At 41.8% G+C, this 15,827-nt stretch carries 7 protein-coding genes; all 7 read left to right on the top strand.

Annotation, left to right across the window (positions count from 1 at the left end):
• The first annotated feature begins 77 nt into the window (after window positions 1-77).
• Window positions 78-5,759, top strand: a complete 5,682-nt coding sequence (locus BLQ13_RS17335; RefSeq protein ID WP_139168916.1) for a hypothetical protein — start codon at window positions 78-80, stop codon at window positions 5,757-5,759.
• Window positions 5,760-5,804: 45 nt separating this feature from the next.
• Window positions 5,805-10,457: a hypothetical protein gene (locus BLQ13_RS17330; protein ID WP_090922357.1), complete on the top strand. Its 4,653-nt coding sequence runs from the start codon at window positions 5,805-5,807 to the stop codon at window positions 10,455-10,457.
• A gap of 16 nt (window positions 10,458-10,473) precedes the next feature.
• Window positions 10,474-11,619 carry a hypothetical protein gene (locus tag BLQ13_RS17325; protein WP_090922355.1) on the top strand — a complete coding sequence of 382 codons (1,146 nt, stop codon included), beginning with the start codon at window positions 10,474-10,476 and terminating at the stop codon, window positions 11,617-11,619.
• 61 nt (window positions 11,620-11,680) lie between these two features.
• A complete protein-coding gene (locus BLQ13_RS17320) occupies window positions 11,681-13,456 on the top strand; it encodes an RHS repeat domain-containing protein (protein ID WP_090922353.1) in 1,776 nt (591 codons plus the stop codon).
• A 2-nt stretch (window positions 13,457-13,458) separates the two neighbouring features.
• Window positions 13,459-13,806 carry a hypothetical protein gene (locus tag BLQ13_RS17315; RefSeq protein ID WP_090922351.1) on the top strand — a complete coding sequence of 116 codons (348 nt, stop codon included), beginning with the start codon at window positions 13,459-13,461 and terminating at the stop codon, window positions 13,804-13,806.
• 12 nt (window positions 13,807-13,818) lie between these two features.
• Window positions 13,819-14,880, top strand: coding sequence for a hypothetical protein (locus tag BLQ13_RS17310; RefSeq protein ID WP_090922349.1), 1,062 nt, complete (start codon window positions 13,819-13,821; stop codon window positions 14,878-14,880).
• Window positions 14,880-15,821, top strand: a complete 942-nt coding sequence (locus tag BLQ13_RS17305; protein WP_090922347.1) for a hypothetical protein — start codon at window positions 14,880-14,882, stop codon at window positions 15,819-15,821. The genes BLQ13_RS17310 and BLQ13_RS17305 overlap by 1 nt, the downstream gene beginning before the upstream one ends.
• The last annotated feature ends 6 nt before the right edge of the window (window positions 15,822-15,827 follow it).

The raw sequence follows: 15,827 nt of genomic DNA, 5'->3' as shown, positions 1-15,827 counted from the left end.
CTGAATCGTATAGATTCAGGAGAGGGAACCCTGACTCCGCTCAGGAGTTCCCTTTTCATTTGGAGGGGGTGATGCCGTTGCTCACAACAAACGAATATTTTTTTAGTATTCGCGACATTTTCCAGACTTCTCAAGGTTATTTGCTCATGGTAGGCAGTTCGGGAAGCAGACCTTTGGATTATAAGTTCGTCTACATCCCTTATAGTCGATATGCCAGTATTTTAATGCTGGATTTCTATTTGGCTCGAAATGAAGCGGACCATGTTATCAATGAAGAATTGATAAAGTCCATCAAGAATGATCTGGAAGGAGAAGAACAATTTATTGTTCTTTCCGATAAATCATCAAAAGAATCGAATAATATGCATTCTGTAATTAACGGTGACAAAGAAGATTCGCTTCATGGTGAGATCAGCGAAGGTATGCGTGCCATGCGGGAACGATTAAGTTCCGAGATTGAAGAGCAATTGCATGACGGTCACCTAGAAAATACAAGAAACGGTTTCTTTGAAAATGAACTTGATCGGAATCTGGCTGGACGAAAACAAGATTTACAGCGTGGTGTTCAACATACAGATCATGCCGCATGGCGGATAGATGATAACAAAGAGTTGAAGATATTCAAGAATGTTGCTGTTGCACGTAACCTGTTGAAAAACTTGGACAAAATCCACCCCTCTCAATGGGCACTTCGTTTATCAGATCAGGATGTCATGCTGGATTATATTGAAGATTCGGAGCGAAATACTAGCGTCGAAGTCATCGTAGAGCGCATCTTGGAATCGGCGAGAGAGCAGGGAAAGCATACTCAAAATGAAGTATTTCAAGTGGCTAATCGAACCATTTGGATGCTTACAGATCGCATGGTGACCGACGGGGCAGTAAAGGAAATAGAGCGGGATAGTTTCATTGAGAGAACTTTAATGAGTGTTAAAGAAAGACTGAAGGATACCTTTTTGTCCCAATTAGTGGCCTATTCAACGTATACTCAACGTGAACTCTATCAATTCTATGAAGAGATGCTGACAGGTAACAGAAATCATCATCGAGATATTGTAAGAACTGGAATAGAGGGATTTTCACGTCTTCAGCAAAAACAAACAAGCAATGAACTGAAACAATTCGACGCTACTCCTAATCGAACTGTACGAGAGAGTTGGTTGGAGATTTTTCATAAGCAAATTTCAGCTTCTGTTCATCACCTGTTTGAAATGGACTTGCATGATCTTTTTTCTTCTGACCGAACCAGTCAATTCGGCGGTCATTTGAACGCACATACGAAGGCTTCACGCCAAGCCAAGTTTGAAGCACAGACGAATGATGACAATCAATGGGGCTGGCGCAAGAGTGATGTATCCGAAATGGTAGTGTCCCAGGGAATCCAAGGGAAGTTGAAGACGCGTCAGTTTCCAAGCCTCATTCATCAGAGTGTGTCATCAGAAAGAAATGCAATACATGACGTGTTGCTAACCAAATCAAAATTATATAATCGTGCCATGGAGCATCATGTTTCCTCATTCCGAAACAATGGAATTATGGACGGAATAAGAAGCGACCAAGAAGTTCCTGTCATCATTAATAAAGGTTATACATGGGGAAGTATGGATAGACGGGTCCAAACAGATATAGATAGACCAATCACGGACAGCTATCACCCACTTTCCGCATTAAGAGAGTTTCAAAGTGATTATTGGTTCATTCCAACAGAGTTCCCGGAAGCCGGACGGATTATAAGTAATCATTCAGTTCAAATCAATCAGGAGTTTCCGAAGAGTAATAGAATTATACATCATAATCCTGTTTATATTGAGGATGTCACCACTCAGCTGAAAGCACATCGTCTCATTGTTGTGCTTGGAGCGTTAGAAGATACGGATAAGCAAATGGTTGCTTCAAGAGAAGCAACGGAATTAGGCTACCTTTTCAGAGCAAAGCCCGATGCATACCGCGAAGATGTGGAAGTGGCACACGTTGAGAGGGATAAACCTGAAAGTACACGGATCGATAAAGAAGCCGCACATTTGCTAAGGGAGTATTCCGAAGGACGAAGAATTGATAAGTTTGAAGCTATGGTGGAGGAAAAGTATTACAAGGGTAACGTTGGACCAAGGTCTTTATATCTACCCAAAATAGAAAAAGAAGCTAAACGGATTCATAAATCAAGTATGGAATTTCAATCTTCCAGACTGGGAGGGCGAAGTTCCGAAACAGAAATATGGGTACCTCAACATATACGTGCAGAACGTGAAGAGAAGCCTTTAACGATAGAAGATACCATTTATGAGGTCTTAAAGAGCAGAAATCATAAACAACTTTTTCTCAATGATGAATTATATATAGGTCATAAAGGTCGAAAAGAGTTAGATATAGCACGTCTTGGGACATCACAAAAAAAGATGACACAGAAATCTATGGTCTACATGGATGAAATGTTGAAGAAGTTTATAAGTGATGGTGGAACGATCGGCAACAAATTGTATCCGGGTCATTTGGAAGATTCACTGCTCGCCGCCGAATTGTTGGATCGCCCTGCGATTGTACTTGAGTTGATGATTGATGCGGTGTATCAGAACGACGATTATGCATTTCTTGATGAAAATCTCCTAGCCGGGATTCGAGATCGAATAGAAGCTTTAATTGAAGTAGGCATTCTGAGTTCAGGAAAACAGAGTAGTGATGGACTTATTACATTTAGTTCTGAGGGCATATTGGAGTTGCACCAGGGAATCATTCACTCGGATATGCCAGAAGCGTCACCCTTGATAGATAATGCGTGGAACAATACAACATTCATTGCTGCAGACCCAATGGTTCGTGAAGCGAAAACAGAGGATACCTTATCCGAATCCACCAAGGAGAAGGATAGTGATTACACGCAAATAGGGGTGTTGGATGAACAACACGTAGGTTCCAGATTGGATCATCGTGGAGAGACGATAGAGGTTACCTATGCGGATTGGGATGCAAAACCTATTGTTTTTAACAAGGACAATGCACTTGGCTTTGTTCAAGCATCCGCTGCTTATTTTAATGATAACGTCTCCGATATTCATGCTTCACAATTACAACAAAGAGGTGGACTTGAAACCGAAACGATTGAGGCGAAGAGTCCATTCAGAGAAGGTCTAAACCGTGAGAAAGAGTATGAGATAGCACATACCCTTCTTCGGGCAGGAAGTTCTCTTAATCATTATGATGCAGGTTCAATGGATTACCGTGAGTTCGACGTTAGTGAAGAGTACTCGACTGGTCTGCGTTTTATGCAACAAGCAGAGGTCAGTGAGATATACAACTTAGGTAGTGCAGTGAATCGCGAACTACAGGAGACAGGGGGAATCCTCTCTGTGGATAGTTCGCAATCAAGGAGAGCACATACGATCCATCTGTATACTTCAAGTACATCCGGGCTTCGTCAGGCACGTACTAGCGAAGGGTACGAATGGGGATCAACCCTTTTACGCCAGGCTCTTTATGATGATAATCAATATAGTCAAGGTTATAGAGATTTGCACGGGATGGAGTGGGTCGCAGAGGACGTCGTAGCTGAAACTTATACTCGCGACGGTGAGATCCTGAAAGAGTCGTTTTCTGCTCTTAGTAACCTAAAACAAGCCATGTTCACTGATGATTCTGTATTTGGAGAAAATTCGAAGCGATTGGGCGAATTGGAGTTTTTAGACTATGCCATTCAAGAGAAGTACTCAGAACGTTTAGAACAGATTTTTGGGATTCAGATTAAACGTGGTCATGAAGAATCGTCTTGGAATTTAGCACTAAAAGAGAAAGATTCTTGGATAAACGAAGATGTTCAGGGACAGGTGTACAAACTTGGAAACCTGGAGGAACAGTGGACAGCGAACAAGCCTCAAATAGGTCAATTGGAAGTCCAATGGACTGCCAGCAAATATCAGTATGGACTGATTGATGAGGAACTTAACGGTGGAGATAAACCAAGATACGCAGATGTGCCCGTGGAATCTATAGGAGGTCTACCGCTTAAATATGGACAGATTGAAGAGGAGCTACAGGCGTCCAAACCTCAATATGGAAATCTGGAAGAACAGCTTCTTGCCATCAAGCCACAGTACGGAACTCTGGAGGAAATATTCACTTCCATTAAACCGCAGTATGGAAAGTTTGAAGAGCTACTTTTGATGTACAAGAGTGAGAGAAACTCTGGACTTGTCTTTGATGTTAGCGGCGATAAGCTGGGACGAGATGCGTACACGGTAGAACAAGAGTACGGAAGTAAAGGACAGCGTCTCTCACATATTGAAAGCGAGATAACGGGTAAGCTTAATCTGAATGAAGCTATAATTGAATCATTGCGGTTTGGCGTTAAACCAGAGGTCAAGGGTGAATGGCAGGAAACATTACTAAGCCGTGAGACGCTCCGTTTCTCTACTTTGAATGCTGTAACTGAAGCGTTAAGTATCCATCGGGCTGGAGAAGTGGGACAGCAAGTTGAGGGCAGAAAAGACGATTCTTCCATGCTCCTGCTCGATGAGACTGCAGGCTTGCGGAAGGTTATGGATGGTGAACTAGACAGCTTCACATGGGCTGGATCGAGTAATCATCGAGACGCTGAAGCAGCAGCAGAATTGGCAGGAGGTTACGATGCCCGGGAAACTTCACTTCCATATCATATGATGATCTCTAGTAAAGAGATTACGCAGGCAGAGTTTGATCAAGAAGAGTCCACCACATCCATAAAGTTAAATGGCATGGGGCTAACGGCTGATGATTTCTCCTATGCAGAATTTGAAGAAAGAATTGCTTTGGTTCAGCAAGAGAATATTCAGGGTGATCGAGATCATGAGTGGAATTCTCATCATGAATATCAGACGGAAGAGGCTTCTCTGGCCAATGCACGTCTGTCCGAGATGCAAAATCCGGAGGATACATTTGCTACATTTGAGGAACGATGCGCTCAGGTTATTACAGGATTCATATTTGCGGAGCGGCCTGAGATGAGAGCCGAGTATTTGGAGCAGCTGTACGCATTTCTGCCGGAGCGGACAGCCCACTTGATGAAGATCTATCATGTAGCCAAGACAGAAGGTAGATCATCTGAGATCGAGATCGATTCGGTATTAGCCTATCGGGACCGTATTACTGATGGCTACCTGCCTATGATGGATACAATGGCACAAGGACTTGTGTTCGATTATTCTGACAATTTACTGGATCGTGGTATGAACCCCGAGGATTGGGAAGGCGGATTTGGTGTACCGGAAGAATATGATCCGCATGATCCGTTCAACGTCTACTATCCATATTCAAAAGAAATGGATGCACTTGAACTTGTCCAGTCGGATGAGTGGCTGTCGTTTGGAGGTGGCCAGTGGAAACGTGATGAACAAATTGGCAAATTTTATAGCGAGTCTGCTATCCCTGAGATGAATGGCTGGTACCGCAATAACTTTCTGGGAGAACGGTATAAATTCTCTGTCGACTTCAAGGTGGATGGTAGCGAGAAACGGGACGAAGGTGTGGGTATCATTTTTAAAATGAAAGATATTCATAACTATTGGATGTTCATGATTAGTGGCGGTGATTCCGCTAATATGCTGGATATGAGAACACCCATGCAACTCTATCAAGTGGTGGGCGGGAGACAGGAACTTGTCGGATCGCCGATGCAACCTTTCAAATGGGAGAAGGACAAGTGGTACACCCTTTCGGTATCGGTGCTGGAGGGCAAAATGCAAATCTATACCGATTCGAAACTGCAATATGATCTGATGGACACTGATTAACTCAGTGTTCTTTTTTTCGTATAGAGGGAGTAAGAGGTGATTTTTGTGGGTCATACATTTGGATTATTTACAAAGTCCCAGCAAGGTGTATTATTTGCCAATATGAGAGCCAGAGTTGCGAACCAGAATGATTACGAAAATCCTAACCATCCGAAGCATCTTCCGGAAAGCCCCAACGCACCAAGGAGTGAGACGGAACGACATGGTGATGAAAAGAATCCGATTCTCGGTGACCCGGGCTTCGGGCAGATTGGGCGATGGCAGACGGTTCAACTGGATGCGCTGGAGAATAGCATTGATCAGATGATTGAGCAATATTTGCAAGATAAATCATGGTATGCAAGTGTCAGATGCCGTGAAGCATTATGGAACATGTATCGGCGGATTGAGTGGTGGGTAGAACAGCAGCATCCACCCGACAAAACGCAGTATCAGCGTGTACTTCAGATGATTAAAGACTGTATTCACAAGATACTTGAAAATGCTCAAGAGCCTGGTGGCAGCCATCATGGCGTATCTCTACCCGTGTGTCCAGCGCCATATTATCATCATTTTAGCGGTAAATACTTCAATCATTTTGATGCCAAAGTGTACGAAATTCCGCTATTTTCAATGAAAAAGGATGTTCCATTTTCGAACAAATTTCCGGACTTTTTCAGGTATGTTTCATCCACCGAGGATCAGGAATGGGTCACTGTTCACTCTGTAGGTAGAAATGAACAGTCTGGATCGGAAATGATTTTGAAGCTGAATTTGGGTCTGTTGCAGATCGGAAATTCATCCAAAATCACATTTAACTGGCGCGTAAAACGGTATGGACAAATTCGCTTCAAATACATGGTCAGTGCCAAACGTGGCAATGGCATGTTGTTTTATATTAACGGACAACAGGTAGGCGGCGAATGGAGCGAAAATACAAGTTGGCAGGAAGCTGCGTTCACCCTACAGCCTGGACAAATGTACAAGTTTGACTGGTTAATTCGCAAAATGCGGCCCGAAGTATGGCAGAATAACGGGATTTATATTAAGGATATTGAGGTAGTTGAAATTGTGGATACCCGCAAGCCGCCGGCTCCTTTGGATTACGATCTGGATGGGGAGCATGTGTATGAGGAAGGTAATTGGGTGGTGAGGTCACCACAAAGTATTGCACAGACGAGGTTCCAAGGTCAGTTCATTTCAGATGAGTACCGAAAAAAAACGATGAAAATGAATCTCGAAAATGAGTGCGATGGCTTGATTTCATTTGCCTACAAAATGGGTGTCGATGAAATACCTTATCCCGCTGAAGATTATAATTTATTTTTTGACGATGAGATGTCTCAACGAATTCAAAGAGGGGAAGGTAATCACGGGAGCTATGTTCAATCCCTGCACGGTGCAGAATGGATTTTAAATAATGAATACTCAGAAACAAAGGGGAGTCGCTCAACAATAGAATATGAAGTTGTTGCCGGCTCGGATTCGTCTGTTGATTTAAAGGGTGTGGTTGAGCTTATATGCCCACCATATGAGCTAGATCATTGGAAACCATATCAGTTTGGAAAAGAGATTGATAGCTTTCAGTGGCAAATATCAGGTAGCCCTCAATGGTTAAAAGCGGGGAATGTCTTAAGGTTGGATGAACCGAAAGAAGGTGACATGATTGCTGAAACTGAGGTGAATTTGAAAGATGAAGGCTGGTTTATTTTTAATTATTCCCATCAATTGAGAGTCACAGAAGCATTTGAGGTCACGGTAAACGGCATGTTGGAGCACTATACAACAATGCAGGGTCATGGTGAGCAGATTCGTATCCCCCTAGAACAAGGTTCGAACATTATACAGTTCTACATCCGAGATAGATTGACAGAGGAGCCTTATATACATCAGATTGAGAAGTTGTTCACCTATGGAAACAATACTGGGAATACCTATCGTACCTCGACTACCTTGGGGTCATATGTTGATGTAACGCGAGGCTGGGATGTGACAGATGCTGGAGCTAGAACAGAAAAATCTGGAGATACGATTATATATAATGCTGAATTGAACCCTGGTGCTAAATTTACAATTCAAGAGCATATGCGAATTTATCCTGCAATGGACTCCTCATACAATCCGGTATCTGGTGAAACGAGGGATTTTAATGTTTTCGAAGAGTTATTTAACGATGAGGGCAAATATAAAAAAGAACTGAAGTTTACGGGCAATTGGGTTTGGAAAGAAGTCACGAGTGGCGATGGGGTCATGTGGGCACAGGGACATAATCAGGAGTTTATATGTGATTTCGAAGCCCATATGGAAAATTCGGGTTACATCTGTTGGCAATATGGAGGGCAATTTGATCCGGGGGAGAAACTTGAGCTTCAAATCGATGGTATCTCTGTATGGACAGGAAGCCGTTCAGATGATCAAAAAGGAACCGATTGTATGTACCCACTACCTCCGGGAAATCATCATTTCCGCTGGAGATACCGAGATGGTAAAGCATACAAACCAAGCAAGAGTAGTACAAGTGAGTCTGAGAGCAATTTAGGATATTCTTCAGAAGAAAGTTCAATAAATAGACAGACTACTCCAAATCCATATGGAGAGAAATGTTACCCTGGGGGATTTAAAACTCACTATATACCTTATGGTCAAAAAAATTATTCAGGAAAATCGGGAAGTTCTGCTTGGTGGAAAGCAAACAATGAAGGAAAAGTTTACTTTGCGTCAGGTAACGCACATGCCTTGGGTGTTATGAAAAATAAAAAATCGATTGTGCGCAGTTTCACTGTTCCGAAAGTTGGAAAAGTAGATTTTTCCGAATTGCTTACCGTATATCCTGTAGAGAAAATAAAAGTGCGTGGATTAAGAATGCTTAACAAATCTATTTTTCGGAATGACGATAAATCAGTTTCATATGCTAAGTCTAGAAGTTCAGATTTTTCAATGGATGTTTTTAATACCAGTCCAGGAACGCCGAGCTCGGATTTCAAAAGCGTGCATACAAAAAAAGTTTACGCAGAATTTTACTGTGATCGCTCGTTTAGAATAACTTTCAATTACATGTGTTATTTATATGACGAGAACTTAAAAACGCAAACAGCTAGATTCCGAGTTTATTTTTACAAAGGGAGACAAGAGGAGTCTAAAGGCGGAAAAGTAATTTTAGATGAGTCTAAGAACTTTGGCTATAAAAACGGGAAAATTAAATATTGGGAAATAAAAGATGCACACTGGAAAGACTCTGAATATTTTAAAGATGATATAGATGTTAAAGAACCTGGTTACTACACCATATGTATTGGACTTACAGATACCAACGATGACAAAGATCAAGATAAAAACCAAATACCGTATCATGCATCCATAAAAAATTTACGAATTCAAACTACAGATCTTAATGGAATTAATGGAAGCGATCTGGCTACAATTGCGCGGGATAATTCATCTTTTGTAGACGTTCAATGGAAAAATATAACGACTGGTAAAAAGTTCACTCCAATTAGAGTTAAAGTTGGAAATGGGAAAACAGAAAAATATATTGAACCTCCTGAACTCAAACCAGGGAATGAATATAAAGTAACGTACACACTAAATAAAAACCAGAGTTTGACTGGAGCTAGCGGTCTTGATGCTGGGGGATTCACACTTAGTAGTGGTAGCTTTACTGAAGAATGGGATCCATATTGTGTAGATGCAAAAGGGAACATATATTACAAAAGCCAGTCCCCACATCCAAGCGAAGAAACATGGAATCCTCCAGCTCCGGAAGTTACTGTTCCAGATGGTGGTAGCCATGCATGGTTAGACGTTATTCGATTGTACAGAAATAACCATAATTTATGCAATGGAACTAAAATCGTGATTGAGACTTTCGAAGAAGGAAGATTTCTCAATTCCCAAGATGTGAAGAACGAAGATGACAAAATTATTTCAATTGAGTTAGAGAATACTTCGAATGAAAAAAGAAAATATGAGGTACGTGTTCGTTTTGTACAAGGATGTCCCGGAGATGGTGCTATGATATGGGGCGGCCAACTGAGAATAGATGATATAGACAAAGTCGATCCATCTTGGGCTGAGATTACGCATTTCGAAGTATGGGAAAATCAAGAAGTCTGGATGGGAGGCTGCGATAACAGTAACATGCAGGTGAAAATCACCAGAGAAGATGGAAAAGTGCTTTTGAATGAAAAGTATTATGGTGATGGTTATCATGGTTTTGAACTATATGATTTGGCGCCAAAACCCTTTAGCAAATATAAGGTGGAAATTACAACGGATCAGCGGGGAAAGATCAGTCAAGTGACCGGCAAGCCGTATCTGACTACCTTTAGACTGCACGACTTTAAAGCTTATGAAAGATGGATATGGGTGCCCGAACCTTTTGATTGTCAGCTGGATTTCTTCATCGACAATACTTTAATTCAAACCTTTACTCAGGAAGGTGGGTACTATACGTTTTCACATCCGGTACCCAAAGGGAAACATGAGTTCAAATGGGTGTTTACTTCCATGCAGGAAGAAGGGACGCGTAGTTATGAGTATGCCAATCTGGACTGGATGGAGCTAACCAACTGGATATGCGATGACGTCTATGTTATTCCATATTGTGAAGGTGGCGGTGGAGATCAGTGTGTAGAAGCGTTGATTAAATGTTTACTTGAGGTGTGGAAATCAAGACCTAAAATGTGCGTGATCGGCAAGCGGATATGGCTGTTTACGTAATGAAAGGAGGTTGACCATGGGGATTTTGAGAAAGCAACAAACGGGCTTGATTTATGAAGATCATTTTAGTGAATCCAACCTTCACTTGGGATGGGAAGTGCTATCGGACGATCCGGATCGCTATAGTATCGAAAAGGGAGCGTTGGAACTGAAGCACGGAGATTCGCCGTTATATATGTTCTTTTCCACGTTGACCGGCATCGAAGAATTTGTGATGGATATTCAAAATGAATATAACCCCACGACATCAGGTGATACCGGTGGCATTATAGTTTATGTGGACGATGATAACATCGTAAAGCTGGAAGAGTACTTTGATTCAGAGAAAGGGATAGCCAGAACGTATCCATGGATTCGGTTGGTACGGAGTTTTCATGTGTATTCCGCGTACTGGTCTGAAGACGGCAAGATCTGGAGATTCATCGGTAATCAGGAGGTGATCTCTTCTGTGCCGAAGATTGGTCTTTTCCTCGAAACGGGCTCTGAAGGAGAGCCTTTGATCATCAATTACATCAGAATACAGAGGGGTTCTAGGGTTACGATTGATAATTTGAAACAGGACTATCAGGTGGAGCTTCGAGATGCTTCGAATAAGTTGCTTGAGAACAAGGTATGTAAGTACGGGAATACTTCCGTTTCGTTTGATCTCCAGAGATATGGTTATCCTTTATTGGGCAGCTTCTGTGTAGTTTTACCGGAAAACAACCGGTTTGAAACGTCGGATCAGTGGAACGTATTTGGTGGAGATACCTATTACTTTCAACCTAGAGTAGATCTCTACTACCGTGAGTTCACCAGTACGGGGGAGTATGTCGACGTGCGATTGCAGGATAATCAGGAACGTTTTCTAGGATACATGTCCTCTGGTCAATCCGTCACCGAAAATGTGCTATTCATCGCCCAAAATACATTGAAACATGGTGTGTTTAAAAATGTACATTTTGAGCTAACGCCTTATCGTGGAGATCAATATGAGAATGCAGTACGGTTGGCACCGGATGTAAAGGGTGAACCAGGTGCATGGAGTATGCAAGTCAATGCGACTGAAATTATGCCTGAACAACCGTTTTATTTTTGGGCCCAAGTCGAACGACTCGATACAACAACCAATTATGAGGCCCAAGTCACATTCGGAATCAAAGTGTCTTCTACTTACATATGATGTTTAACTTTGAACTTCCGATCACGTATAGACTAACTAGGGGTTGAGTGGAGGTGAGAATATGTCTGTCCGGTTTAAGGGGACAAGTTCAGGGACGAACGTAGGAAAGCTACTAGATCACAATAGTTTACTGAACAAAGGGACCCGATCCCACCAGGAGATTGATGAACATCTTGCTGAACTGGAGGAAGCCCGAAGTAATTACGCTAATCTTCCCGAACGTTTAGACGAGATGGAACGTGTAGGTGAAGAGAATGACTCCGTTTTGGAAGGTCAAAAATCTCGTCTAGCAGTGCTGGAGCCTAAGGTGCTTAATCAGGGAATATTACTTGAAGACCTGAAGTCCAGATTGGGAAAGAATGAACAGGCCGTAATCGAAATACACACAGATGTAAAAGAGCAAGATAATCGTTTATCTCAAGTGGAAATCGAGATCGATGAGGCACGTGGAAAACGGGAGTCACTGCACGAAGTGATTGAGCAGCTTGAAACGTCTATTGATGATCTGAAAACAACACCTTTATCTGATCTAGCAATAAAAGAAGTGAAGATGCAAACGAGTGGTCAGCTTCAGCTTCAGTTCAACGGTGGGTACGCAAGCATCAACAGCACAATTGTTCACAAAGAGGACTCTAACTATTCCTTTCTTGCTGAAACGGATTCAAGATATTATATATTTCTAAAAGCTGACGGAACATTTGTACATCTGAAAAGTTCAGATGAGCCGGATGATGCCATGATTCTGGGGGCGGTTACAACAGGTGCGACGGCAGATACCGTGTATGTGACGGATTATCGTTATTATTTGACCAAAACGGTGTCTACCGGAGATGTTCAAGAACTCCGAACCCGAATGACAGAAGCGGAATCTCGGCTGGGTACATTGGACGATGAAGTAAACACATGGATCGATCACACCAAGGATTTATATACACAGGTTGACAAGTTGAGTGAAACGCAGATTGAAGTGTTGGATTCCAGAACGGACAATAATGGTGTTATGTTCGACAAGCTGCCTGATCGTCTGAACCATATGCAATCCAAGCTGGAACTAGCTGCATCCAGAGGAACGGTGGAGAATCAATCCGTATTTCGAATAGAATATCCACCCGATATTAGGTCTTCAGAGCAACGGAGTTTTCAGTGTCCCAAGTACAGCATCGGCTCTGATGGTGTAGAAGTACTTCTCGACGGCATCAGGGTAACCCCGGGCGAGGATTATATTGAATATACAGATACCGAAATTCGCTTTCTCTATGATGTTCCTGTGGATTCACGTGTGACTTTGCTTAGTCGTGGTTCGATCATCAACACATCAACTACATCAGAGTACGAATATGATGGATCGGGTAGAATTAGCCGTGAAAAGATCAAGGGTGGTATCAACCGGGTTGTCGATTATCGATATGATGAGCAGGGCAATCTTGCTGAGGAATTGATCACCGAAAGTGATGGACAGATCAAGACGATAAAGTACGAACGTGAAGATGGCAGGATTATACGAAAATCCAATAATGGAGCGATGTACTTTTACTTGCAAGGCAGCAATGTGTATGACGATCGTTCAATCAAACAACGTTTAACCATGCTTGAAGATATGGAAGAGCAGGATATTGTATATGAATACGATGCAGAAAGTGGTTTGATCACCAAAGAAACGACGTATAACAACGATGAAAATACATCTATTATTAAAATTTTGGAGTATACTTACAATCCGGACGGTAGTGTAGACACCGAGAGTGTGGAATGCAATGGAGCGAAATTAATCAAAAAATATGTCTATGATTCGCAAGGAAATATTCTGCGTGTCCAAAAAAGAAAAGGAGGTGTGTGAGAATGCAAACGCATTTCTCCATGACCCAAATCAAAACGGGCTTTCGTCCGTTGTTTGACAAAATGGTAGGTACAAGCGAGACACCTGTCTCTGATGAAGAGGTAGAGTTACTGAAGTTTATGCTGAGCAGCGATATCATTTTCGACGGTATTGGGCAACAGTACATTGGAATGTTTGATGCATTGGGTGATGTGACTTCTCTTAATATTAGTGAAGAAGTCAGCCAAGAGCAGATTGATCAAGATCTGGAACGACAGGAAAAAGAACGCCAGATGCAGATTCGGACTATATTTTTGATCGCGATGAAAGAGTCTATGCTTCAGGATCTGAAAGTACGATATGGCATCTAAGGAGGTGGCAGTATGACAGCAACAGTGGTTCAGGGGTTCAGAAGGTATGAGTTTACAAGTTCAGTAACGAGTTTCTTAAGTAATTTAGCAAGAGAAATGAATACTTTCCCGTACGTAGATCCAAATTGGAAAGTGACTTATTTCCCAGATGATCCCAACTCGCAACCTAGGGCATACAACAACAGAAATCAGACGTATTCTTCTCCTCAAGGAGCTGTTTCCATTGAAAATGTCAATAATGATTCATTATTTTTTTCTTTGTGTTTAAATCTCCCATATCAATATAACTCTTCTGGTTCCAGTTATATACAAGGTTATCAATTAAAGTGTGGGTTGAATAGATCAACGAATGGCAATGCACCTTATCCTGATATAGCGTTAAATATGGGTGAATATACAAATGTTCCTTTTAGTACTAGTGCTACTGGCTCCAGTAATAATTATAACATTTCGTATAAATGGACTATATTTCCAATGAAAGAATCTATCTTTATCTTTGGAGAGGCAACGAACAATCTGGGTTATGCCTATCCTTTTAGACTCTATATGGGGAAACTTTTAACGCATGATAAAGAAGACCCTGCTGTCGAAGGTGGTTTTATTGGTATCTTCTCTCATGCTCCCGTTGAAAGTAGTAGTGAGTGGACAAATAATAGTCTCTTTAATGTTGGCAGGGGAGTTGTGAAGACGTCACGCAACAATAAAAAATATGAACTTTATAACTTTTGCACCAGCGCCCAAGCGACCTCCCCAGGTGCAGGGAATAGATATTTCATATCTCCATGGTATGTTTATCAACCCAAAGAAGGAGTTAGAGGAGAGTTTCAACAGATGAAATCAGTTGTGTTCAAAGATGCCAGATCATATCCCGATGGTTCGATGATTGACTTGGAAGGCAAGAGATATCATGTATTCCATGTCAATGATCAGCAACAACCAACAAACTATAAATACTGGATAGATATCTCAGGTCAAACTCGATATATCCAGCCCTACTTCTTTGACAGCAATACTTTGCTGGGAGACGGGCAAAGAGCAATTTTATTTGAACTACCAACGGAGGTGTCTAATTAATGGCAGTACCTAAACGATACTCTTGGGTAAGTACCATAACTGAATTTGCCAACAATGTGGAAGCACAAATGAGTGGAGATGCATGGTGGGAAGTGAAGAAATACGCAACAGCTGCAGTGACCGGAGGGGGTAATTGGGGCAATGTCGTTTTTACAAATTTAATGGATCGAAGTCTTGCTTTCACTGTGGCAATTCAGAGTGGTAACGGAGCTACAATTCGCTGGGGAATATTAAACAACTCCACACCAAAAGCTGATGTACATCTGGATTCTCCAGATAAGCAGATGACAGATACACCATTTACATCGGGTGCAAATAATACCAATACAACTTACAAGTGGACCGTTTTTACTACGATTAATGGTATTTTCGTTCATGGTGAATATCAAAATAACACTACTTATGCTTATCCAATAAGAATATACATGGGCAGACTAAATCCCCTTGAGCAAGAAGATCCAGCCATTGCTAACGATTTTGTTGGAATTTTCACACATATGCCTTCAAATATAAGCAATGCTAACTCTGCCACGTATGGAGACTACAATGTAGGTCGTGGTATTGTAAGAAAATCTCGTAATGGAACGAAGTATGAATATTACAATTTTACAACAGATGCTCAACTTACGTCTCCTGGCGTAGGGGGGAGGTATTACGTAAATCCATTCATGGTATTTAACCCGTCTGAAGGGGTAAGAGGACAGTTTGCAGATGTGCATACAGCATGTTTTAAAGATGCCTCACAACACCCAGATGGATCAATCTTGGACCTTGGCGAAAACAAATACTATGTATTTCATGTGGTAGATCAACCTATGCCTTATAACGGGAATTATACTCTTTGGTATACCTCGCTAGGCAACGCACGTTATAGTGTCCCTTGTTTCTTTGGCAGCAACAACGTTATGGGTGGGCAACGCGTTATTCTATTTAAAATTTAAGGAGGA

The sequence above is a fragment of the Paenibacillus polysaccharolyticus genome, from assembly GCF_900102085.1.
In the GTDB taxonomy this organism is placed as follows: Bacteria; Bacillota; Bacilli; order Paenibacillales; family Paenibacillaceae; genus Paenibacillus; species Paenibacillus polysaccharolyticus.
Note: the sequence above shows the minus strand (reverse complement) of the source record. Positions and strands in the feature narration are given on the sequence as shown.

Excerpts from the sequence above, each read along its gene's own strand:
- BLQ13_RS17315 (WP_090922351.1), top strand. The coding sequence starts at position 13,459 with ATGCAAACGCATTTCTCCATGACCCAAATCAAAACGGGCTTTCGTCCG.
- BLQ13_RS17325 (WP_090922355.1), top strand. The coding sequence starts at position 10,474 with ATGGGGATTTTGAGAAAGCAACAAACGGGCTTGATTTATGAAGATCAT.
- BLQ13_RS17320 (WP_090922353.1), top strand. The coding sequence starts at position 11,681 with ATGTCTGTCCGGTTTAAGGGGACAAGTTCAGGGACGAACGTAGGAAAG.
- BLQ13_RS17310 (WP_090922349.1), top strand. The coding sequence starts at position 13,819 with ATGACAGCAACAGTGGTTCAGGGGTTCAGAAGGTATGAGTTTACAAGT.
- BLQ13_RS17305 (WP_090922347.1), top strand. The coding sequence starts at position 14,880 with ATGGCAGTACCTAAACGATACTCTTGGGTAAGTACCATAACTGAATTT.